Annotated in this window: 17 protein-coding genes; 15 read left to right on the top strand and 2 right to left on the bottom strand. The window is 62.5% G+C overall.

Annotated elements, in window-relative coordinates; genetic code table 11:
* Nucleotides 1–120 precede the first annotated feature (120 nt).
* The 10 genes from ACB030_RS04850 (at nt 121) to ACB030_RS04805 (ending at nt 10,829) form a co-directional block, all read left to right on the top strand.
* A complete protein-coding gene (locus ACB030_RS04850) occupies nt 121–1,623 on the top strand; it encodes an NAD(P)H-hydrate dehydratase (RefSeq protein ID WP_371158472.1) in 1,503 nt (500 codons plus the stop codon).
* A gap of 17 nt (nt 1,624–1,640) precedes the next feature.
* Nucleotides 1,641–2,114, top strand: a complete 474-nt coding sequence (gene tsaE / locus ACB030_RS04845; protein ID WP_041206351.1) for a tRNA (adenosine(37)-N6)-threonylcarbamoyltransferase complex ATPase subunit type 1 TsaE — start codon at nt 1,641–1,643, stop codon at nt 2,112–2,114.
* Entirely contained in the window at nt 2,105–3,637 is a 1,533-nt protein-coding gene (locus ACB030_RS04840) for an N-acetylmuramoyl-L-alanine amidase (protein ID WP_371158470.1), read from the top strand. Before tsaE ends, ACB030_RS04840 begins: the two co-directional genes overlap by 10 nt.
* A gap of 227 nt (nt 3,638–3,864) precedes the next feature.
* Nucleotides 3,865–5,736 (top strand): DNA mismatch repair endonuclease MutL, encoded by a 1,872-nt coding sequence (mutL, locus tag ACB030_RS04835; protein ID WP_371158468.1) that lies wholly within the window; start codon nt 3,865–3,867, stop codon nt 5,734–5,736.
* 81 nt (nt 5,737–5,817) lie between these two features.
* Nucleotides 5,818–6,750: a tRNA (adenosine(37)-N6)-dimethylallyltransferase MiaA gene (gene miaA / locus ACB030_RS04830; protein WP_202047099.1), complete on the top strand. Its 933-nt coding sequence runs from the start codon at nt 5,818–5,820 to the stop codon at nt 6,748–6,750.
* A 72-nt stretch (nt 6,751–6,822) separates the two neighbouring features.
* Nucleotides 6,823–7,086 (top strand): RNA chaperone Hfq, encoded by a 264-nt coding sequence (gene hfq / locus ACB030_RS04825; RefSeq protein WP_011704864.1) that lies wholly within the window; start codon nt 6,823–6,825, stop codon nt 7,084–7,086.
* 63 nt (nt 7,087–7,149) lie between these two features.
* On the top strand, nt 7,150–8,436 hold the full coding sequence (gene hflX / locus ACB030_RS04820) for a ribosome rescue GTPase HflX (RefSeq protein ID WP_106885926.1): 1,287 nt from the start codon (nt 7,150–7,152) through the stop codon (nt 8,434–8,436).
* Between the two features lie 82 nt (nt 8,437–8,518).
* The gene (gene hflK, locus ACB030_RS04815) at nt 8,519–9,667 is read left to right on the top strand and encodes an FtsH protease activity modulator HflK (RefSeq protein WP_371158465.1); all 1,149 of its coding nucleotides are present in this window, start codon (nt 8,519–8,521) and stop codon (nt 9,665–9,667) included.
* 3 nt (nt 9,668–9,670) lie between these two features.
* Nucleotides 9,671–10,555: a protease modulator HflC gene (gene hflC / locus ACB030_RS04810; RefSeq protein ID WP_025328124.1), complete on the top strand. Its 885-nt coding sequence runs from the start codon at nt 9,671–9,673 to the stop codon at nt 10,553–10,555.
* Nucleotides 10,556–10,640: 85 nt separating this feature from the next.
* Nucleotides 10,641–10,829 carry a DUF2065 family protein gene (locus ACB030_RS04805; RefSeq protein ID WP_025328123.1) on the top strand — a complete coding sequence of 63 codons (189 nt, stop codon included), beginning with the start codon at nt 10,641–10,643 and terminating at the stop codon, nt 10,827–10,829.
* Between the two features lie 85 nt (nt 10,830–10,914).
* On the opposite strand, the gene ispB is transcribed toward ACB030_RS04805, so the two are convergent.
* Nucleotides 10,915–11,886 (bottom strand): octaprenyl diphosphate synthase, encoded by a 972-nt coding sequence (gene ispB, locus ACB030_RS04800; protein ID WP_371158463.1) that lies wholly within the window; start codon nt 11,884–11,886, stop codon nt 10,915–10,917.
* A 242-nt stretch (nt 11,887–12,128) separates the two neighbouring features.
* On the opposite strand from ispB, the gene rplU reads away from it, so the two are divergent.
* From rplU to ACB030_RS04780, 4 genes are all read left to right on the top strand, one after another.
* Nucleotides 12,129–12,440 (top strand): 50S ribosomal protein L21, encoded by a 312-nt coding sequence (rplU, locus tag ACB030_RS04795; RefSeq protein ID WP_005304210.1) that lies wholly within the window; start codon nt 12,129–12,131, stop codon nt 12,438–12,440.
* A 17-nt stretch (nt 12,441–12,457) separates the two neighbouring features.
* The gene (gene rpmA, locus ACB030_RS04790; protein ID WP_005311678.1) at nt 12,458–12,715 is read left to right on the top strand and encodes a 50S ribosomal protein L27; all 258 of its coding nucleotides are present in this window, start codon (nt 12,458–12,460) and stop codon (nt 12,713–12,715) included.
* A 192-nt stretch (nt 12,716–12,907) separates the two neighbouring features.
* On the top strand, nt 12,908–14,113 hold the full coding sequence (gene cgtA, locus ACB030_RS04785; RefSeq protein WP_371158460.1) for an Obg family GTPase CgtA: 1,206 nt from the start codon (nt 12,908–12,910) through the stop codon (nt 14,111–14,113).
* Between the two features lie 368 nt (nt 14,114–14,481).
* Entirely contained in the window at nt 14,482–15,852 is a 1,371-nt protein-coding gene (locus ACB030_RS04780) for a YjiH family protein (RefSeq protein WP_371158458.1), read from the top strand.
* 71 nt (nt 15,853–15,923) lie between these two features.
* On the opposite strand, the gene ACB030_RS04775 is transcribed toward ACB030_RS04780, so the two are convergent.
* The gene (locus tag ACB030_RS04775) at nt 15,924–18,809 is read right to left on the bottom strand and encodes an HD domain-containing phosphohydrolase (protein ID WP_371158456.1); all 2,886 of its coding nucleotides are present in this window, start codon (nt 18,807–18,809) and stop codon (nt 15,924–15,926) included.
* Between the two features lie 233 nt (nt 18,810–19,042).
* On the opposite strand from ACB030_RS04775, the gene ACB030_RS04770 reads away from it, so the two are divergent.
* Nucleotides 19,043–20,032: a luciferase-like monooxygenase gene (locus ACB030_RS04770; protein WP_371158454.1), complete on the top strand. Its 990-nt coding sequence runs from the start codon at nt 19,043–19,045 to the stop codon at nt 20,030–20,032.
* Nucleotides 20,033–20,201 lie beyond the last annotated feature (169 nt).

The following is a 20,201-nucleotide window of genomic DNA, read 5'->3' as shown; positions in this document are numbered from 1 at the left end:
GCCTGCTGGCAGCGGCATGGCGCCCGTGGCACTGAGAGTGACGAGGGCCGTGCGCCGTCATGGCACGCCATATGCGAGGCCTGGAGCCGGGCCAGTGGATGATGAAGGTGGGGAGCCGTCATGGTAGAGGGTATCGAGGACGCTATCGGCAAAAAACAAGGCGTCAGTCTAGCACAGCCCCTGTGGCGGGCCGAACAGATCCGCAAGCTGGAGCAGCGCTGGGCCGAGCGTGAGGGGCAAGCCCTCTACGCCCTGATGGAGCGGGCCGGTGCCGCCCTGTGCAGCTATGCCCGCCATCACTGGCCCCAGAGTCACCACTGGTGGATCTTCGTCGGCCCGGGCAACAACGGGGGGGATGGCTATGTGCTGGCCCGCCTCGCCCGTCGACTCGGTCTCGAGCCCCTGGTGATAGCCGCCCGGGCGCCAGGTCTGCTCAGAGGGGACGCCAGGCGGGCCGCCGACGAGTGGCTGGCGGCGGGGGGAGAGGTGATGATGGCCGATGCGCTCGAGGGGGCGTCGCTCCCTGCGCCGGATCTGGTGATAGATGCACTGCTCGGCACCGGTGTCCAGCTCCCCCTCTCCTCGCCAATGACAAAGATCGTCGCAACAATCAATGGCTTGAATGCCCCCGTTCTGGCGGTGGACCTCCCCTCCGGGCTCAATGCCGACACCGGCCGCGCCATGGGGGCCCTGGTGCACGCCACCCGCACCCTCAGCTTCATCGGCATCAAGCAGGGCATGCTCACCGCCGACGGGGTGGACGGCGTAGGCCAGCTCGACTGGGATCCCCTCGGGGTGGTGCCCGAGGCCGGCCTGATGCCCGCCGCCGAACGCCTGGATTATCCCCGCCTAAAGAGTCTGCTCACCCCCCGTCCCCGCTCGGCTCACAAGGGCAAGCACGGCAAGGTGCTGCTGGTGGGGGGCAACCTGGGGATGCAGGGGGCCATACTGCTGGCAGGACAGGCCTGCCTGCGGGCGGGGGCGGGTCTGGTGCGACTGTGCCAGCACCCGGACTCTCCCCCTGCCAGCCTGGTGCAGCCAGAGCTGATGGGATGCCCGGCCGGGACGGACGAGGGGTGGGCCACGGTGCGCGTGTTGGGGCCCGGGCTCGGTCAGGATGAGTGGGGAAGGGCCCAGTTCGAACACCACCTCAGCGTCAGCGGGCCCCTGGTATTGGACGCCGATGGATTGAATTGGCTGGCGCAGGCACCCCGTCATCAGGATAATTGGGTGCTCACGCCCCACCCCGGGGAGGCGGCCCGCCTGCTGGGGTGCGCCGTCGCCGAGGTCGAGGCGGATCGTTTCGCCGCCGTATCGCGGCTGCAGCAGCGATACGGCGGCGTGGTGCTGCTCAAGGGGGCGGGCTCGCTCATCTGCGATGGCCAGTGCATCAGCCTCTGCGACGAAGGCAATCCCGGCATGGCCAGTGGCGGCATGGGGGATCTGTTATCTGGTATAATCGCCGCCCTCCTGGCCCAGGGCTGGTCTGCCGGCATGGCCGCGCGACTGGGGGCCGTGATCCACGCGGAGGCCGCCGACCTGGCCGCCGCCGAGGGTGAGCGGGGCATGTTGGCATCGGATCTGCTGCCCTGGATCCGCCGTCTGGTCAATCCGACACCGTAACAAGTAACAAGAAGAACATGGCAAAAACCTTGATGATGACACTGCCGGACGAGGCAGCAACTGTGGCACTGGGTGGCCGTCTGGCGCAGGCGTGCCAGCAGGCCACTACCGTATTTCTGCACGGCGCCCTCGGGGCCGGCAAGACCACCCTGACCCGCGGCTGGGTGCAAGGGCTTGGCCATCAAGGTAAGGTCAAGAGTCCGACCTATACCCTGGTGGAGCCCTATGAACTGGCCGACTGGCAGGTCTATCACTTCGATCTCTATCGACTGGCGGATCCGGAAGAGCTGGAATTCATGGGCATTCGGGACTATTTCGGCGCCGACACCCTCTGTCTGGTGGAGTGGCCGGAGAAAGGGGAAGGCTGGCTGCCGTCCCCCGATCTTGAGATTACCCTGACGTATGTGAACGAGCAGCGCGAGGCCCTGATTGCGGCCCGCACTGCTATTGGCGAAGCCATTCTGGAACGGTTGTCATCTCAGTGCGCTTGATCCTTGTTATTGCCCTCTCCCTGATGGCCTTACCCTCCTGGGCGAACCAGCTCAAGAGTGTGCGGGTCTGGCCATCGCCGGATAACACCCGGGTGGTGCTCGACATGAGCAGCGCCCCCAATTTCAACTACTTCACCCTGAGCGGCCCGAGCCGCCTGGTGATCGATCTCAAGGGGGCGAGCAACGCCGCCAACCTGGCTCGCATCGAGAACAAGAGCGAGCTGGTGCGCAAGATCCGCGAGAGCACACCCCTTGAAAAGGGCAGCATGCGTCTGGTGCTGGATCTCAGCTCCTCCATCAAGCCGGTGGTGTTCCCGCTGGCACCGGCCGGCCCCTACGGCCATCGTCTGGTGATCGATCTGCCCTATGAAGAGAAAGGCGGCGCCACGGCGCAGCCCGCGCCCGTCGGCGGCCAGGGCAAGGCCATCGTCATCGCCATCGATCCGGGCCATGGGGGGGAAGATCCCGGCTCCATAGGCCCGCGCCGCACATACGAGAAGCGGGTGACCCTGTCCGTGTCCCAGAAGCTGGCGGCGCTGATCGACCGTGAGCCGGGCATGCGCGCCGTGATGACCCGTCGTGGTGACTACTTCGTCGACCTCAACAAGCGCTCGGAAATCGCCCGCAAGGCCAAGGCGGATCTGCTGGTGTCCGTGCATGCGGACAGCTTCCACAACTCCACGCCGCGCGGCGCCTCGGTCTGGGTGCTGTCGACCAATCGCGCCAACCGCGAGATGGGCAGCTGGCTGGAGAAGCAGGAGAAGCAGGGGGAACTGCTGGGCGGGGTAGGCAAGGTATTGGCCGAATCCGACCCCAACCCCTATCTGGCGCAGACCTTCCTCGATCTCTCCATGGACAAGTCCAGGGCCGAGGGCTATGAGGTGAGCCGCCAGATACTGCGCTCCATGGGACGGGTGGCCAGGCTGCACAAGAAGGCGCCGGAACACGCCAGTCTGGCGGTGCTGAAGGCGCCGGACATCCCCTCGGTATTGGTGGAAACCGGCTTCATCTCCAACCATGCGGAAGAGAAGCTGCTGGCCACCGCCAGCTACCAGGATCAACTTGCCCGCGCCATCTTCGAGGGGATCCGCAGCTACTATCGCAGCCACCCGACCAAGGGCCCCATGATGACGGGCAAGGGGCAGCGAGTTGCCAGCGTCAGTCAGCCTGTAGCGAAAAAGGCGGCGGTTGCCCCCGCGCCCCGGCAGCAGGTGACCAACCGCATGCCGGCGACAGTGCCGAGCCGCAGCAGTGATGGCGGCGCTCCGGTCAGCAGTGTCGGCAGCGCCTCCGGTGCCGGGGTGATAAAACCCTACAAGGTGGCGGCCAAGGAGCCGAGCGTGCCGGTCGCAAGCGTGCAGAGCGACGACAAGTCCAGGATGATCCGCCACGTGGTCACCCGCGGCCAGAGCCTCTCCCGCCTCGCCGAGAAGCACGGCGTGAGCCAGGCGCGGCTGGTGGAGATCAACAAGCTCAAGTCACGGGATATCCAGATAGGGCAGGTGCTCTATATCCCGAAATAAATGGGTTGTTTTAGTGGTTGTTCGGATGGATAGCCCATCGAAAACACGGTTGTCATTGGGTTAACCCCCTCCCAGCCTCCCCCTTCAAAAGGGGGAGGAGTCTGTGCACCCTCCCCTTACGAAGAGGAGGGCTGGGGTGAGGTTGTTGTGTTCATCTTTTCCATGTTGGGCTTCGCTTCGCTCAGCACCAACCTAGATCCCCCAAGGTTAAAAAGCAGGAGTCAGCCATGCCGATCCGTATATTGCCTCCTATCCTGGCCAACCAGATTGCTGCCGGCGAGGTGGTGGAGCGGCCCTCTTCTGTGGTGAAGGAGCTGGTGGAAAACAGCCTGGATGCGGGAGCCGACCGGGTCGAGATCGACATCGACAAGGGGGGGGCCAAGCTGATCCGCATCCGTGACAACGGCAGCGGCGTCGCAAAGGACGAGCTGGTGCTGGCGCTGTCACGGCACGCCACCTCCAAGGTGGCGACCCTGGATGACCTGGAAGGGATCAACAGCCTCGGCTTTCGCGGCGAGGCGCTCGCCTCCATCAGCTCCGTCTCCCGTCTCACCTTCACCTCCCGCACCGCTGAGCAGTCCGAAGCCTGGCAGGCGCAGGCCGAAGGGCGCGAGATGAGCGTCACCGTCAAGCCGGCCGCCCATCCGGTGGGCACCACGGTGGAGGTGGTGGACCTCTTCTTCAACACCCCGGCGCGGCGCAAGTTCATGCGCAGCGAGAAGACCGAGTTTGCCCACATCGACGAGCTGGTGCGCCGCATCGCGCTCTCCCGCTTCGACATCACCCTGATCCTGCGCCACAACGGCAAGGTGGTGCGCCAATACAAGGCCGCCAATACGGTGCCTGAGCAGGAGCGCCGCCTCGCTGCCGTCTGCGGCACCCCCTTCATGCATCACGCGCTGGCGGTGGAGAGCGAGCACAGCGACGTGCGCCTGTGGGGCTGGCTGGCACTGCCCGCGGGAGCCAGGCCGCAGAACGATCTGCAATACACCTATGTGAATGGCCGCATGATGCGCGACAAGCTCATCAACCACGCCATCCGCCAGGCCTATGACGAGCTGCTGCCCGCCGGCAGCTTCGCCGCCTATGTGCTCTACATCGAGCTGGATCCCCGTCAGGTGGATGTGAATGTCCATCCCGCCAAGCACGAGGTGCGTTTCCATCAGGCGCGACTCATCCATGACTTCATCTTCCAGGCGCTCTTTACCGCCCTGCGCCGGGAAGGGGTGGGAGCCAGCGAGCTGGACGAGCCGCTGGCCGAGACCCTGGTCGAGCTGCCGACCAGCCCGCAGATAGAGTATCCCGGCCAGGCGCCACGCCCCGAGTGGTATGGCGCCGAGCACAGCTATAGAGCCCCGGCCCAGACGCGGGATGGCGGCGCCGTGCGCGAAGGTGCAGGCCGCGCGGGCAACTATCAGCCCCCCGAGCCCCCCAGCCGGGAGGCGATGCGCGGCATGGGCTCCCTGCTCACCACATTGCCGGTGGTGGGGGAGGTATCTCAGGCTGCTCCCGTCACCCCGGCCTGTCCGTCGCCCCAGGGGACTCGCGCCCTGACCCTGGTGGAGCAGGCCTATCTGCTGATCGAGCGGGAGGGACAACTGGCGCTGCTCTCCCTGGTGCGGGCCGAGCGGGTGCTGCTGCGCCACTGGCTGCTGGAGACCTGGGGGCAGGGGCTGGCGGCGCAGCCCCTGCTGCTGCCGGTCTCCTTCAAGCTGCCAAAGAACCTGATTGCGCTGGCGCAGGAGCAGGAACGTTTGCTCAAACGCATGGGGCTGGAGTTGAAAAGCGGGGGGCGCGACACCATGATCCTGACCAGGGTGCCCGCCTTGCTGCGCCAGACCGATCTGGTTCGTCTCTTACCCGAATTGCTGCAATTGGTCGAGAGCGGATCTGACAGTGATGCCGGTCAGCAGGCTGAAGTACTATGCCAGTGGCTGGTGGAGCAGGGGATAAGCACCGAGAAAATATATGATTTTTCAACGGCCAGCCGGCTGCTGACGGAACTTGTGACCGATTACGGTGACCAACTGGCAGACATTCGCATGGTGCGCCCTCTGTCGTTGGCGGCCGTGCTGGAGGGGTTTGCACAAGGCGATTGAGTCGCCGGGGCTGACCGCTTCAATCCATTGATAGTCAATTGCATGGTACGCCTCCCGACGAGGCGACCGTGCCAGAGGAACATGAAAGTGGCTGACTTGCCGACTGCAATTTTTCTGATGGGGCCTACGGCCTCCGGCAAGACGGATCTCGCCATCGCTCTGTGTCAGGCCCTGCCCTGCGACATCATCAGCGTGGACTCCGCGCTCATCTATCGCGGCATGGACATTGGCACCGCCAAGCCGACTGCCGCCGAGCTGGCCCAGGCCCCGCATCGCCTGATCGACATCCTGGATCCGGCCATGAGTTATTCGGCGGCGGATTTCTGCCGCGATGCCCTGCGGGAGATGAAAGAGATCGCCGACCGCGGCCGCATCCCGCTGCTGGTGGGGGGCACCATGCTCTACTTCAAGGCGCTGCTGGAGGGGCTATCTCCATTACCCTCCGCCGATCCGGCCATTCGCGCCGAGATTGAGGCAGAGGCCGCCCGCCTCGGCTGGCAGGCGCTGCACGACGAGCTGGTGCGCATCGATCCTGTGGCCGGCGCCCGCATCCACCCCAACGACCCGCAGCGGCTCAGCCGGGCGCTCGAGGTCTATCGCATCAGCGGCAAGACGCTGACCGAGTTGACGCAAGTGCAGGGGGAAGGCTTGCCCTACCGGGTGCACCAGTTTGCCATCGCGCCGAGCGATCGCGCCGTGCTGCATCAGCGCATCGAGCTGCGTTTTGACAAGATGCTGCAAGGGGAGTTCGAACAGGAGGTCAGGGCGCTCTATGAACGGGGTGATCTTCACCCGGATCTGCCAGCTATCCGTTGCGTTGGCTACCGCCAAATGTGGGACTACCTGGCAGGGGAAGTGGGATATGATGAGATGCGTTATCGTGGCATCGTGGCCACCCGTCAGCTGGCCAAGCGCCAGATGACCTGGTTGCGTGGCTGGCCCGACCTGACCTGGTTGGAATCTGGTGAGTCTGGCAATGTAGCCAGGGTGGTCGCCCGAGCTGGTGCGGCTTGACACTCCCTGTATAATCAGGTTGTTATATTGATATCCGGTGTTTAAAAACAACAAACTATAAGGAAAAGAAAGATGGCTAAGGGGCAATCTCTCCAAGACCCGTTTTTGAATGCGCTGCGCCGTGAGCGGATTCCTGTTTCTATCTATTTGGTGAACGGCATCAAACTGCAGGGTCAGATCGAATCGTTTGACCAGTTTGTCATTTTGCTGAAGAACACCGTGAGCCAGATGGTCTACAAGCACGCCATTTCCACCGTGGTGCCGGCCCGTGCCGTCAACCATCACCAGCACGCCCCGGGCGCCGCCGGTGAAGAGCAGGGTGAAGCCGAGGCGTGATATCCCGCGGCGAGCCCACTCGCCAACTCAGAATCATCATGATACCTGTCAAGGAGCAAGCGCTTGTTTGACCGTTACGAAGCTGGTGAACAGGCCGTTCTGGTACATGTCAACTTCAGCGATGAGGGTGAGCGGGAGGATCTGGACGAGCTCAAGATGCTGGTGAGCTCGGCCGGGGTCAATGCGCTGGGGGTGATCACCACCAGTCGCAGCGCGCCCAGTGCCAAATATTTTGTCGGCAGCGGCAAGGCGGAAGAGATCGCGTCCCAGGTCCAGATGCTGGGTGCGGACGTGGTCATCTTCAACCATGCCCTGACGCCTGCCCAGGAACGCAACCTGGAGCGCCTGTTCCAGTGCCGTGTGGTGGACAGGACAGGCCTCATCCTCGATATCTTCGCCCAGCGCGCCCGTACCCATGAAGGCAAGTTGCAGGTCGAACTGGCCCAGTTACGCCATCTTTCTACTCGCCTGGTGCGAGGCTGGACCCACCTCGAACGTCAGAAGGGCGGGATAGGTCTGCGCGGCCCGGGTGAAACCCAGCTTGAAACCGACCGACGCCTGCTGCGAGAGCGCATCAAGGCGATTTTGCGCCGGCTCGACAAGGTGGCGAAGCAGCGGGAGCAGGGTCGTCGCGCCCGCAACCGCAACGAGGTGCCGACCGTGTCGCTGGTGGGCTACACCAACGCCGGAAAGTCCACTTTGTTCAACCAACTTACAGATGCCAGCGTGTATGCTGCCGACCAACTGTTCGCAACCCTGGATCCCACCCTGCGTAAATTGGTGATCCAGGATGTGGGTGATGTGATCCTGGCGGATACAGTTGGATTTATTCGGCACTTGCCCCATGATCTGGTCGCGGCCTTCAAGGCGACGCTGCAGGAGACCCGCGAAGCGGACCTGCTGCTGCACGTCGTGGACTGTGCCGATGAGCAGATGCAGGAGAATGTCGATTCGGTGCAGACAGTCCTGGCCGAGATCGAAGCGGACGACCGTCCCCAGCTGATGATCTGCAACAAGATCGACAAGCTGGCGGATCGTCCGGCCGGTCTGGAGCGGGATGACGAAGGGCGCCCGCAGCGGGTCTGGCTGTCGGCCCAGACGGGTGAAGGCAGTGAATACCTGTTCCAGGCCCTGACCGAACTGCTGGCCGGATCCATGGTCCATCACACCCTGCAGTTGCCGCCCTCGGCCGCGAGATTGCGCAGTGCGCTCTATCGGCTGAAAGGCATCGAGCAGGAAGGTTTCAGCGAGGAGGGGGATTTTGTCCTGGAGGTACGCTTGCAGCTTGCCGACTGGAACCGCCTCATGAAACAAGAAGGTGAGAGTTTACAACGCTTTATCAGGCATTGAACCGGCGATGAAGACAGGCTTCGTCAAGGGTTGATGGCCCGATAGAGATGATATCCATCCGCATGTATTAATGGAGACGCTGATGGCTTGGAATGAGCCTGGTAACAACGGCAAAGACCGTGACCCTTGGGGGAACAACGGCAAGAATCAGGGACCCCCTGATCTGGATGAAATGCTGCGCAAGGTGAGCCGTCGTTTCGGTGGCCTGTTCGGTGGTGGCAAATCGGGTGGTGATGTGGGCAAGTTTGGCCTCTCCATCGCTCTGGTGGTGGCCGTGGTGGTGTGGGTCGTCAGCGGCTTCTACACCATTCGCGAAGCCGAGCGGGGCGTGGTGCTGCGTTTTGGGGAGTACTCCCATAACGTGGATCCGGGTCTGCGCTGGAAGCCGACCTTCATCGATCGGGTGATCCCGGTGGATGTGGAATCGGTGCGCTCCCTGCCTGCCTCCGGCTTCATGCTGACCCAGGACGAGAACGTGGTCCGGGTCGAGATGGACGTGCAGTACCGCGTGGTCGATCCCGAGCAGTATCTGTTCAGCGTCACCAATGCCGACGAGAGTCTGAGCCAGGCCACCGACAGCGCCCTGCGCTACGTCGTGGGTCACACCAAGATGGATGATGTCCTGACCACGGGTCGGGAAAAAGTCCGTCAGGAGACCTGGCAGGTGATCGACGGCATCATAGAACCCTACCAGATGGGTCTGCAGATCGTGGACGTCAACTTCCTGCCGGCGCGTCCGCCGGAAGAGGTGAAGGACGCCTTCGATGACGCCATCTCCGCCCAGGAAGATGAGCAGCGCTTCATCCGTGAAGCGGAAGCCTATGCCCGTGAAGTGGAGCCAAAAGCCCGCGGCTCGGTCAAGCGTCTGGAACAGGAAGCCGAAGGTTACAAGTCCCAGATAGTGCTGAAGGCCAAGGGTGAAGTCGCTCGCTTCAACGAGCTGCTGCCCCAGTATCAGGCCGCCCCCGAGTTGACTCGTGAGCGTATCTATCTGGAAACCATGGAAGAGCTCTATCAGCAAGCCAACAAGGTGCTGGTCGACATGCCTGCTGGCAACAACAGCATGATCTACCTGCCATTGGACAAGCTGTCTGGCAAGGCGAATGCGGTGCAACCGGCACGTCCGGCGGGCACACCTGCGGTGGAGCCGGCTCAGCCGTCCAACGAAGGGGCCAATTCCACCCCGACGCCGCTGCGTGGCGGTGACCGTTTCAGCACAGGGAGAAACTAATAGATGAAGAAAATAGCTATTGGTGTCATCGCTGTGGCAGCCATGGTCTGCTTCTCTTCCGTCTTCATCGTCGATGAAGGGCAGAAGGGCATAGTGGTGCAGTTTGGCAAGGTGAAGCGGGTTGACTCCGGCGAGCCGCGCCTCTATGAGCCGGGTCTGCACTTCAAGGTGCCGCTCATCGATCAGGTACGCAAGATGGATGCCCGCATCCAGACCCTGGAAGGCCAGGCGGATCGCTTCGTCACCTCCGAGAAGAAAGACCTCATCATCGACTCCTACGTGAAGTGGAAGATCGAGGACTTCTCCAAGTACTACCTGGCAACCGGTGGTGGCAACAAGATCCAGGCCGAAGACCTGCTCAAGCGCAAGATCAACAACGGTCTGCGTTCCGAGATCGGTAACCGCACCATCAAGGACATCGTCTCCGGTGAGCGCAGTACCGTGATGGAAGATGCCCTGATGAAGATGGCGCGCTCCTCCGAGCTCGGCATCAAGGTGGTGGATGTGCGCATCAAGCAGATCAACCTGCCGGTGGAAGTCTCCAGCTCCATCTATCAGCGGATGCGTGCCGAGCGGACTGCGGTAGCTCGTGAGCACCGCTCCCAGGGCCGCGAGCAGGCCGAGATCCTGCGTGCCGACATCGACCGCAAGGTCACCGTCATGATCGCGGATGCCGAGAGTAACGCCCGTCAGCTGCGTGGTGAAGGGGATGCCGAAGCCGCCAGGATCTATGCCGACAGCTACAAGAAGGACCCCGAGTTCTTCAGCTTCGTGCGTAGCATGGAGGCCTATCGCAAGAGCTTTGCCGGCGGCAACGACCTCATGGTCCTGAAGCCTGACAGCGAGTTCTTCCGCTACCTCAAGTCGCCTCACGGTGACAAGCAGTAAGCAGGCATAGCGCCATAACCCAAAGGGCCTGATGATTCAGGCCCTTTTGCTTGATGAGATAAGGGCCCAGAGGGCAGGAGGAGTCATGCTGACAGCCATCTTGATGGGAGTGGGGCTGTTGCTGCTGTTCGAGGGGCTGGGCCCCTTGCTGGCGCCGAGGGCCTGGCAGCAGATGCTGAGACTGATGAGCGATCAGCCACCGGAGCAGTTGCGTCGTATCGGCGGTTGTCTGGTGGTGGCGGGCGCCGTCATCCTCTGGGCGCTGGCCCATTGAGCAGTCAAGACAGCGCCTGAGAGCAAAGCGCAGACCATAAAAAAGAGGCCGATGGCCTCTTTTTCTTTGATGCTGACACACTGGTTCAGGCGCTGCGCTGTACCGCCATCTGGGCCAGGGTCTCCAGCGCCTGTCTGTGCTGGGAGTCCGGCAGGATGGCGAGGGCGGCAATGGCCTTGTCGGCCTCTTCCCGGGCCCGCTCGCGGGAGTACTCCAGGGCTCCTGTGCGATCCAGGATGGCCAGGATGCGCTCGAGATGCTCCATGCCGTTACGGTGCTCGATGGCGTCGCGGATGAGCTGACGCTCCTCCGGGGTGCCCACGGCCATGGCGCGCAGCAGCGGCAGGGTGGGCTTGCCTTCGGCGAGGTCGTCGCCGACGTTCTTGCCCATATCATCGCTCTGGGAGCAGTAGTCCATGACGTCGTCGATGATCTGGAAGGCGGTACCCAGGTACTTGCCGTAGTCGGTCATGGCCTGTTCGACGGGCTCGGACTGATGGGTCAGCACGGCGGCGAGGCGGGTGGCGGCTTCAAACAGCTTGGCGGTCTTGCAGTATATGACCGTCATGTAGCTCTCTTCCGTGGTGTCCGGATCGTTGCAGTTCATCAGCTGCAGCACTTCCCCCTCGGCGATGGTGTTGGTGGCGTCCGACAGTATCTCCATCACCCGCAAGTTGGAGAGCTCGCTCATCATCTGGAAGGAGCGGCTGTAGAGGTAGTCACCGACCAGGACGCTGGCGGCATTCCCGAACAGCGCATTGGCGGTCTCCCGGCCGCGGCGCAGGTCGGATTCATCGACCACGTCGTCGTGCAGCAGGGTAGAGGTATGGATGAATTCGATGATGGCGGCGAGCTTGAGATGGTCCTGACCTTGGTACCCCAGTGCGCGGGCTGCCATTACCGTCAGCATGGGGCGCATCCGTTTTCCGCCTGCACTGACAATGTAGAAACCCAGCTGGTTGATCAGGCTGACATCGGACTGGAGTCTGGCCAGGATCAGTTCATTGACCGCCGTCATGTCGGCGGCACAGAGCGCACGGATAGTCTGTTGGTCCATAAGTCTCGTAACGTGACGGCAGCAATTACTGCGTTTTTAGCAATGGCGGGGATTCTACACGATTTCACAATGGGTTACAGTTAAGCGTTTATTCACGGCGGCAGATATGCGCACAAAATAAACTTTTTGCTAAATTGGCCTTGCCTAGGCAAATCGTTCTGCGTAGAATGCCGGCCCATTGTTATAGGTTTTTGCGCGTGTCTGGCCTTGAGCAAAAGACACGCCTTTACGGAGTTAATCAAATGTACGCGGTATTCCAAAGCGGCGGAAAACAACACCGTGTGGCCGAAGGTCAAATCGTTCGTCTGGAAAAGCTGAACGTTGAGACTGGCGCTACCATCGACTTCAACGAAGTTCTGATGGTTGCTGCAGGCGACACTTTTAAAGTAGGTGCTCCTTTCGTTGAAGGTGGCAAGGTTGTAGCTGAAGTTGTGGCTCACGGCCGTGGCGAGAAAGTGACTATCGTCAAGTTCCGTCGTCGTAAGCACCATCGTAAGCAAGCGGGCCACCGTCAGTGGTTCACTGAAGTCAAAATCACTGGCATCAGCGCTTAATTAGAGGAGTCCGATAAATGGCACATAAAAAAGCTGGCGGTTCATCCCGCAACGGTCGCGATTCTGAAGCTAAACGCCTTGGCGTTAAGCGTTTCGGCGGCGAAACAGTTCTGGCAGGCAGCATCATCGTTCGTCAACGTGGTACCAAGTTCCACGCTGGCACCAACGTTGGCCTGGGCACTGATCACACCCTGTACGCGAAAGCGACTGGCAAGATCCTGTTCGAAGTTAAAGGTCCGCTGAATCGTAAGTACGTCAGCATCGTTGCTGAGTAATTACGGACCGCAAGGATCCGAAGCCCCGCCAACAGGCGGGGCTTTTGTTTTTCTGATGAGTTTGACGAAAAAACGGAACGTAGATGTGCCTGGTGTTGCGCGGGGCATTCATCGCTAAGATGCGTATCGCCCGCAGGGGCCTGTACCACTATAATTGCGTATCGGTTTTTCGAATTAAGGTGACGGTTACCTATGAAGTTTGTTGATGAAGTCCAGATTCGAGTCGATGCCGGTGACGGTGGTAACGGTTGTGTGAGCTTTCGCCGTGAAAAGTACATCCCGAACGGTGGTCCGGACGGCGGTGACGGTGGTGACGGCGGCGATGTCTATCTGATCGCCGACGAGAACCTGAACACCCTGATCGACTACCGTTTCGAGCGTTTCCATGCCGCCGAGCGTGGCGAGAACGGCCAGAGCGCCAACTGTACCGGTCGTCGCGGCAAGGATCGCACCCTGCGCGTCCCGGTCGGTACCCGCGCCAGCGATGAAGATACCGGTGAACTGCTGGGGGATCTGACCACCCACGGCCAGAAGCTGCTGGTCGCCAAGGGCGGTTTCCACGGCCTCGGCAACACCCGCTTCAAGAGTTCGGTCAACCGCGCCCCTTATCAGAAGAGCAACGGCACTCCGGGTGAAGTACGCACCCTGAAGCTTGAACTGCTGCTGCTGGCGGACGTCGGCATGCTGGGTCTGCCCAATGCGGGCAAGTCCACCTTCATTCGCGCCGTCTCTGCCGCCCGCCCGAAAGTGGCCGACTATCCCTTCACTACCCTGGTGCCGAACCTGGGCGTGGTGCGTGGGGAGAACTCCCGCTCCTTCGTCATCGCCGACATCCCGGGTCTTATCGAAGGTGCCGCCGAAGGCGCCGGCCTCGGTATTCGCTTCCTCAAGCACCTGGAACGTTGCCGCGTGCTGATCCACCTGGTGGACATCTGCCCGGTTGATGGCTCGGATCCTGCCGAGAACGCCGTGACCATAGTGCGTGAGCTGGAGAAGTACAGCCCCGAGCTGGCAGGCAAGCCGCGCTGGCTGGTGTTCAACAAGATGGATCTGATCCTGGAAGAAGAAGCCCAGGAAGTGATGGACAGAGTCAAGGCTGCGCTGGCTTACGAAGGCCCTGTCTACCAGATCACCGCCATCAGCAAGGAAGGCACCAAGAAGGTCTGCTACGACATCCTGGATCTGCTGGACACCATGCCCCGTCAGCTGGAAGCCGATGCCAAGGCCGCCATCGAGAAGGTCGAGTTCAAGTGGGACGACTACCACAAGAACCAGCTGGCCCAGGCCGAGGCGGAAGCCCTGGCGGCCTCCAAGGCCTTCGATGAGGCGCTGGACGATGACGACGACTGGGATGACGAAGATGACGACGGCGTCGAAGTGATCTACGTACGCGACTGAGACTCTCTTTCGTGACAAGACCGGAGCCCCGACAGGCTCCGGTTTTTTTATGGGAGGATCGACGGGATCACCATATAGATATATTTCTCATGCTACTTATTGCCTGCCAACCGCAACGGATTATACTGCGCCCCTGAATGTAACCAATTTGAAACATTATGCTAACCTGTCATATTGAATTGATATGCATGACTGTTTTGGTTCGTTCTTATGGATGGTTCGCCTGATAAAATATTTATGCTTGAAATAATCCATTAAAAGCTTGTTTGTGCAGTTTTTTAGGTTATTCTTGCGCCCGTTTGCCGGGCGAGGGCATGAATATGCAGGCTGCCTGGCTGAAGGAAAAGTCATATTTAAGGCTGTCTATCATGTTGGAAAAGACCCTGCAGGCACCGGCGATCCGTACTCGCCGCAATGTGCTGATGTTTTTGATCCCGTCCCTCATCGGGATCCTGCTGTTCATGACCCCCGTCATCTATGACGGCAATGTCACCATCCCCGTCGCCGTGCTGGCGAAGCTGGTACAGACGGTGTTCGCCGACTATCTGGTGGCCATGGTCAGCGCCATCATTACCACCACCATGCTGATGACGGTGATCGCCTGGTTGTTCAAGCCGGCGATCCTGGTGAGACGCCCCTTCCTCAACAGCCTGTTCAACGTCTCCCCCTTCTGGGCCTGCGTGCGGGTGCTAGGGGGCCTCTTCGTGCTGCTGACCTTCTTCGAGGCCGGTCCCGAGGTGCTGCGTTCCGGGGCGACCGGTGGCCTGGTGCTGCACGATCTGCTGCCGGTGCTGTTCTCCGTCTTCATCTTCGCCGGCTTGCTGCTGCCGCTGCTGCTGGATTTCGGTCTGCTGGAGTTTGTCGGCACCATGATGACCCGCATCATGCGCCCTGTGTTCCGCCTGCCCGGTCGCTCCGCGGTGGATTGCTTCGCCTCCTGGCTCGGCGATGGTAGTGTCGGCATCCTGCTGACCAGCAAGCAGTACGAGGGCAAGTTCTACACCCAGCGTGAAGCCGCCGTCATCGGCACCACCTTCTCCGCCGTCTCTATCACCTTCTGTCTGGTGGTGATCTCCCAGGTGAAGCTGGAGCACATGTTCGTTCCCTTCTACCTGACCGTCTGCCTGGCCGGCGTGGTGGCTGCCATAGTGGTGCCGCGCCTGCCGCCGCTCTCCTGGAAGAAGGATGTCTACAGCGACGGCACACCCCTGTGCCGCAAGCAGGAGTCCGTGCCCCATCAGCACAGCGTCATGAGCTATGGCTACGAGCGAGCACTGACCAAGGCTGAGAGTGTCACCGATCTTGGCGCCGTGGTGCGGGAAGGGGTGAAGAACGCCCTGGACATGGTGTTTGGCGTGCTGCCCGTGGTGATGGCGATCGGGACCTGCGCCCTGATGCTGGCCGAGCATACCCCCATCTTCAACTGGCTGGGTGCCCCCTTCGTGCCCTTGCTGGAGCTGCTGCAACTGCCGGAGGCCGAGGCCGCGTCCAAGACCATCATGGTGGGCTTCGCCGACATGTTCATTCCGGCTGTGCTGGCCTCGACCATAGAGAGCGACATCACCCGCTTCGTGATCGCCGCCATGTCGGTGACCCAGCTCATCTATATGTCGGAAGTGGGCGCCCTGCTGCTGGGCAGCAAGATCCCGGTCAAGCTGTGGGAGCTGTTCGTCATCTTCCTGCTGCGCACCCTGGTCACCCTGCCGGTCATCGCCGGCGTGGCGCACCTGCTGTTCTAAGGGGCAGCCTGGAGATGAAAAACGGTCAACCTAGGTTGACCGTTTTTTATTGGGCGCGCGGGAGGACGCGGCTAGCGCGGCCCCGCCAGCAGGGCCTGACAGGCTGCCTCATCCAGCTGCTCTGGGGCGAGGAAGCGCAGGGCATAGTCCCGCCAGACGCCGCTGTCGAGGAAGAGATCAAAGAGCGCCCCGTCTATGTGCCGCTCCTGCACCATGCGCAGCATGATGGTCAGGGACTGGGAGACCGTCTTGCCCGACTTGTAGGGACGATCGCTCGCGGTCAGGGCCTCGAAGATGTCGGCGATGGCCATGATGCGGGCGGGGATGCTCATCTGCTCACCCAGCAGCCGGCGCGGGTAGCCGGTGCCGTCCATCCGCTCGTGGTGGCCCCCTGCGATCTCCGGCACCTTGCGCAGGTGACGGGGGAAGGGGAGCCGCTCCAGCATACGGATGGTCTGGATGATGTGATCGTTGATCTTGTAGCGCTCCTCCTCGGTGAGGGTGCCACGGCCGATGGCGAGGTTGTAATGCTCCCCCCGGTTGTAGAGATGGGTGGGGACCCTGACCTTGAAGCCCCAGGGATTGTGCCTGGCCAGGTTGTCGTGGGCGGGGCGGGGAATCAGGTGCACCGGCTTGTCGGCCAGCAGCGGCTCGCGGCACGGCAGCGGGGTTGGCTCGTCGGGGTGGCGCTTGCGCTCCTCCGGGCTGACGCCGAGGCGATCATCCAGGGTGCGCAGCCAGGTGCGGCTGGCGATGGCATCGAGCCGTGCCAGTTTTTCCGGTGCCATCCACTCGCCCCCCAGGTTGCACTCGGCGACGAAGGCGAACTCCTGATCCAACACCTGCCAGGTCGGGGTCACGGCCTCGAGGGCTGCCTGCTGTTCGGAGGCGGGCAGCCGGGCCGCCAATGCCTCTATATGGGCGTCGCGCTTGAGCACCTCGAAGCGGGTGCGGATCTCGTGGATCCTGTCGTAGATGGTCTCCAGCTTGGTGGCCTTGTCCACCACAAACTCCGGCGTGGTGACCTTGCCGCAGTCGTGCAGCCAGCTCGCGATATGGATGGCCTCCCACTCCTCGTCGCTGAGAGTAAAGTCGCCAAAGGGGCCCCGCTGCTGGGCGCAGGCCGCCTCCGTCAGCATCCGGGTCAGTTCGGGCACGCGCTGGCAGTGGCCTCCGGTGTAGGGGCTCTTGGCGTCGATGGCGCCGGCGATGAGCTCGATGAAGGCCTCCAGCAACTGCTTTTGCTCCTCCAGCAGACGCTGATTCTCGATGGCGGAGGCGGACATGCCCGCCAGCGCCGCGATGAGGCTGATGCGCGACGCCAGCTCCCGTGGTGCGCAGTCCGGCAGGATCAGCAACAGGCAGCCGATCAACTCCTGGCGGTGGTTGTAGAGGGGCTCGGCAAGCAGCTGGCGGGGACCGGGGAAGGGGCCCCAGTCGGCGAGGTAGCGCGACCACTGTTCGGCGTCGAGGGGCAGGCTGAGCCGCTCGGTATGATAGAGGCCGCCGAGCAGGGACTCCTGCCACTGCACCCGCCCACAATCCAGGGGCTGCCGTTGCCAGATGGCCTGAACCGCCTTCATCTGCCTGTCCTGGGCCAGATAGAGGCAGCCGCCCTCCGCCTGGGCCGCCGCCACCGTTTCGTGCAGTATGCGGTTGAGCAGGGAATCGAAGCGGTGCTCGGCCGCCAGCGCCAGACCCATGCTCATGAAGTTGCCCAGGGTCAGCCGCATGCTGGACATGGCGCGGGCGAGATCGTCGATCTCGCGGATCGCCGAGTCTGGCCGTTTACTCTCGCCGAAGTCGAAGTGCTGGATCCGCTCTGCCTCTTGCGTCAGCGCCAGCAAGGGGGCGGCGGTGCGCCTCGCCACCAGCCAGATGACCGGCAGCAGCAGCAGCAAGCCGGCACATGCCCAGGCCAGGTTGCGCAGGGCATCTTGGCGGGCCGGCGCTGTGAGCTCGTCCGCCGGTACCAGCAGGGCCAGATAGAAGGGGGAGTCCCCGTCGAGGGAGGAGAGGTTGACCAGCCAGTCGCGGCCATCCTCGGCGGCCAGGGTCAGCTCGGTCGGCGCATGCAGCAGGGCGGGCCTGGAGGCCATCTCCTGTTGCAGCTTGGCCAGTATGGGGTGCTTGATCGCCGACAGCATGGGCAGGCGACTCAGCTGCTCGAAGCTGGGCAGCCGCTTGGGGTCCGTTGCCAGCAGGGTGCCGAACTCGTCGAACAGCACCAGCTGGCAGTGGCTGGGCAGGGGCAGCTCGCCGATGAGGGAGGAGAGCCCCTCCACGCCGGCATCCAGCCCGATCACCGCCCGGCGATCGTCGCTCTCCACCGCCAGCGTCATGCCCGGCTCCTTGGTGGTGAAGAAGAGATAGGGGTGGGTCACTATGATGCCCGTGCCCCAGCGGGCCTCCTTGTACCAGCCGCGATCGCGAGGATCGAACTGGTAGTCAGGCATGGGCCGCCGCTCCAGCAGCCGCAGGCGCTGGTTGAAATAGAGGAACTCTCCCCGGCCCTGACTCAGGCTCTGCACCAGCAGGTGGCTTCCGGGAGGGGGGCTGTCCAGCAACCCCCTGGCCCGTTTGGTCAGCTTGCGCACCAGGAAGAAGTCGCCGTTCTCGTAACCGGCGTAGATGGCACCATAGCTGGCGCTGTTGGCCAACACCTCGGCCAGCTGTGGCAGGTAGCCGAGGCGGGACTCCAGGCTGGTCATGGCGGCCAGCTGACCACTGCGCAGCAGGCTCAGGGACATGCGGGCCGGGCGCTGGTTCAACTTGATGGCGAGCGCCAGTTGTTCCCTGTACTGCTGGAAGTTTTGCCGTTCGTGCTCCAGCCCCTGCTGCATGCCCTGTTGAAACTGCAGCAGGATGAGGGCGCCCCCCAGCACGGAGAACAGCAGGATGAAGAGGGTGGCAATGTGCACGTAAAAGGGCTTGCTGCCGAGGCTTGCTTTTGTCATGGACCTGTCCTTGTCCTGCGGGCGCTCCCCGCGATGATCTGCTAACAGTGTGCTCGTTAGATGACAAAAAGCATAGGAGGAGGAGGGGGGAAGAGTAGCCGTTATCTTCCGGCGTCCCGCTTTGCACTGCCCGGGTGGGTGGTTACCCCGGCAGCCTGGTCGCGTGATTCATTCAGATATCTCGTGCTACATTGCTCCACTGGTGAATCGCCTGTGAATCAATGGAGTGTCCCATGTCTGCCATCCCCTATTCCGTCCTGGATCTGGTGCCCGTCCCCGAAGGGAGCCAGCCGGCCGAGTCGTTTCGTTATTCGCAGGATCTGGCCCGCCATGCCGAGCGCTGGGGTTATCACCGCTATTGGCTGGCGGAGCACCACAACATGCCGGGGATCGCAAGTGCCGCCACCTCTGTGCTCATCGGCCATCTGGCCGGTGCCACCAGCACTCTGCGGCTGGGGGCCGGCGGCATCATGCTGCCGAACCACTCCCCCCTGGTGATCGCCGAGCAGTTCGGCACGCTGGCTTCTCTCTACCCGGATCGCATCGATCTCGGTCTTGGCCGCGCGCCCGGCACCGATCAGCGCACCATGCAGGCGCTGCGCCGCCAGCGCAGCGGCGAGGTGGATGACTTTCCTGCGGACGTGCGCGAGCTGATGGGTTACTTCGGTGACGAGGTCGGCGCCGTGCAGGCGGTACCCGGTCAGGGGCTGCACGTGCCGATCTGGCTGTTGGGTTCCAGCCTCTACAGCGCCCAGCTGGCGGCCGCCATGGGGTTGCCGTTCGGCTTTGCCTCCCACTTTGCCCCCGGCCTGCTGTTGCAGGCACTCGAGATCTACCGCGCCCAGTTCCGCCCTTCCGCACGCTGGCCCAAGCCTTATGCGGTGGTCTGCATCAATGTGATCGCCGCCGACACGACCCGGGAGGCCCGCTTCCTGTTCACCACGCTCCAGCAGCAGTTCCTGCGCCTCTATCGCGGGGATGCCGGCAAGCTGCCGCTGCCGGTGCAGAGCCTGGGAGAGGAGTGGTCACCCCGGGAGCTGATGGCGATGGAGCAGACCCTGGCCCGCTCCCTGGTGGGGGATCCGGATCAGGTGCGCCACGGCCTCAAGGCCTTGCTGGCCGAAACCGGTGCCGACGAGCTGATGTTCAACGGCCCCATCGTCGATCATCAGGCAAGGTTGCGCTCCTTCGAGATCGCCGCCGAGCTGATGCGGAGCCTGTGACGGCCTGTGCGGGCGCGCAGGTCTGTGCGCCCGGGCATAGGTACCAATCCAATAGCTAGTTACAACTGATTGATTTTAAAGGATAGTCAGGTAGATGTCGGCCCTCTGTCGTGTCACCTCTGGCCCCACCGGCCCTATGCTGGCCCTGTCAGTCACCACAAGGAGTTCG

The organism is Aeromonas sp. S16(2024) (assembly GCF_041403065.1).
Taxonomy (GTDB): domain Bacteria; phylum Pseudomonadota; class Gammaproteobacteria; order Enterobacterales; family Aeromonadaceae; genus Aeromonas.
This window is presented reverse-complemented; position numbering and strand designations above follow the sequence as displayed.

Bases quoted from the DNA above. Each gene is read 5' to 3' on its own strand.
- hflC (WP_025328124.1), top strand. From the start codon at position 9,671: ATGAAGAAAATAGCTATTGGTGTCATCGCTGTGGCAGCCATGGTCTGC.
- ACB030_RS04775 (WP_371158456.1), bottom strand. From the start codon at position 18,809: ATGACAAAAGCAAGCCTCGGCAGCAAGCCCTTTTACGTGCACATTGCC.
- rplU (WP_005304210.1), top strand. From the start codon at position 12,129: ATGTACGCGGTATTCCAAAGCGGCGGAAAACAACACCGTGTGGCCGAA.
- miaA (WP_202047099.1), top strand. From the start codon at position 5,818: ATGAAAGTGGCTGACTTGCCGACTGCAATTTTTCTGATGGGGCCTACG.
- ACB030_RS04805 (WP_025328123.1), top strand. From the start codon at position 10,641: ATGCTGACAGCCATCTTGATGGGAGTGGGGCTGTTGCTGCTGTTCGAG.
- mutL (WP_371158468.1), top strand. From the start codon at position 3,865: ATGCCGATCCGTATATTGCCTCCTATCCTGGCCAACCAGATTGCTGCC.
- ACB030_RS04770 (WP_371158454.1), top strand. From the start codon at position 19,043: ATGTCTGCCATCCCCTATTCCGTCCTGGATCTGGTGCCCGTCCCCGAA.
- ACB030_RS04780 (WP_371158458.1), top strand. From the start codon at position 14,482: ATGTTGGAAAAGACCCTGCAGGCACCGGCGATCCGTACTCGCCGCAAT.
- hflK (WP_371158465.1), top strand. From the start codon at position 8,519: ATGGCTTGGAATGAGCCTGGTAACAACGGCAAAGACCGTGACCCTTGG.
- tsaE (WP_041206351.1), top strand. From the start codon at position 1,641: ATGGCAAAAACCTTGATGATGACACTGCCGGACGAGGCAGCAACTGTG.
- ispB (WP_371158463.1), bottom strand. From the start codon at position 11,886: ATGGACCAACAGACTATCCGTGCGCTCTGTGCCGCCGACATGACGGCG.
- rpmA (WP_005311678.1), top strand. From the start codon at position 12,458: ATGGCACATAAAAAAGCTGGCGGTTCATCCCGCAACGGTCGCGATTCT.
- hfq (WP_011704864.1), top strand. From the start codon at position 6,823: ATGGCTAAGGGGCAATCTCTCCAAGACCCGTTTTTGAATGCGCTGCGC.
- ACB030_RS04850 (WP_371158472.1), top strand. From the start codon at position 121: ATGGTAGAGGGTATCGAGGACGCTATCGGCAAAAAACAAGGCGTCAGT.
- cgtA (WP_371158460.1), top strand. From the start codon at position 12,908: ATGAAGTTTGTTGATGAAGTCCAGATTCGAGTCGATGCCGGTGACGGT.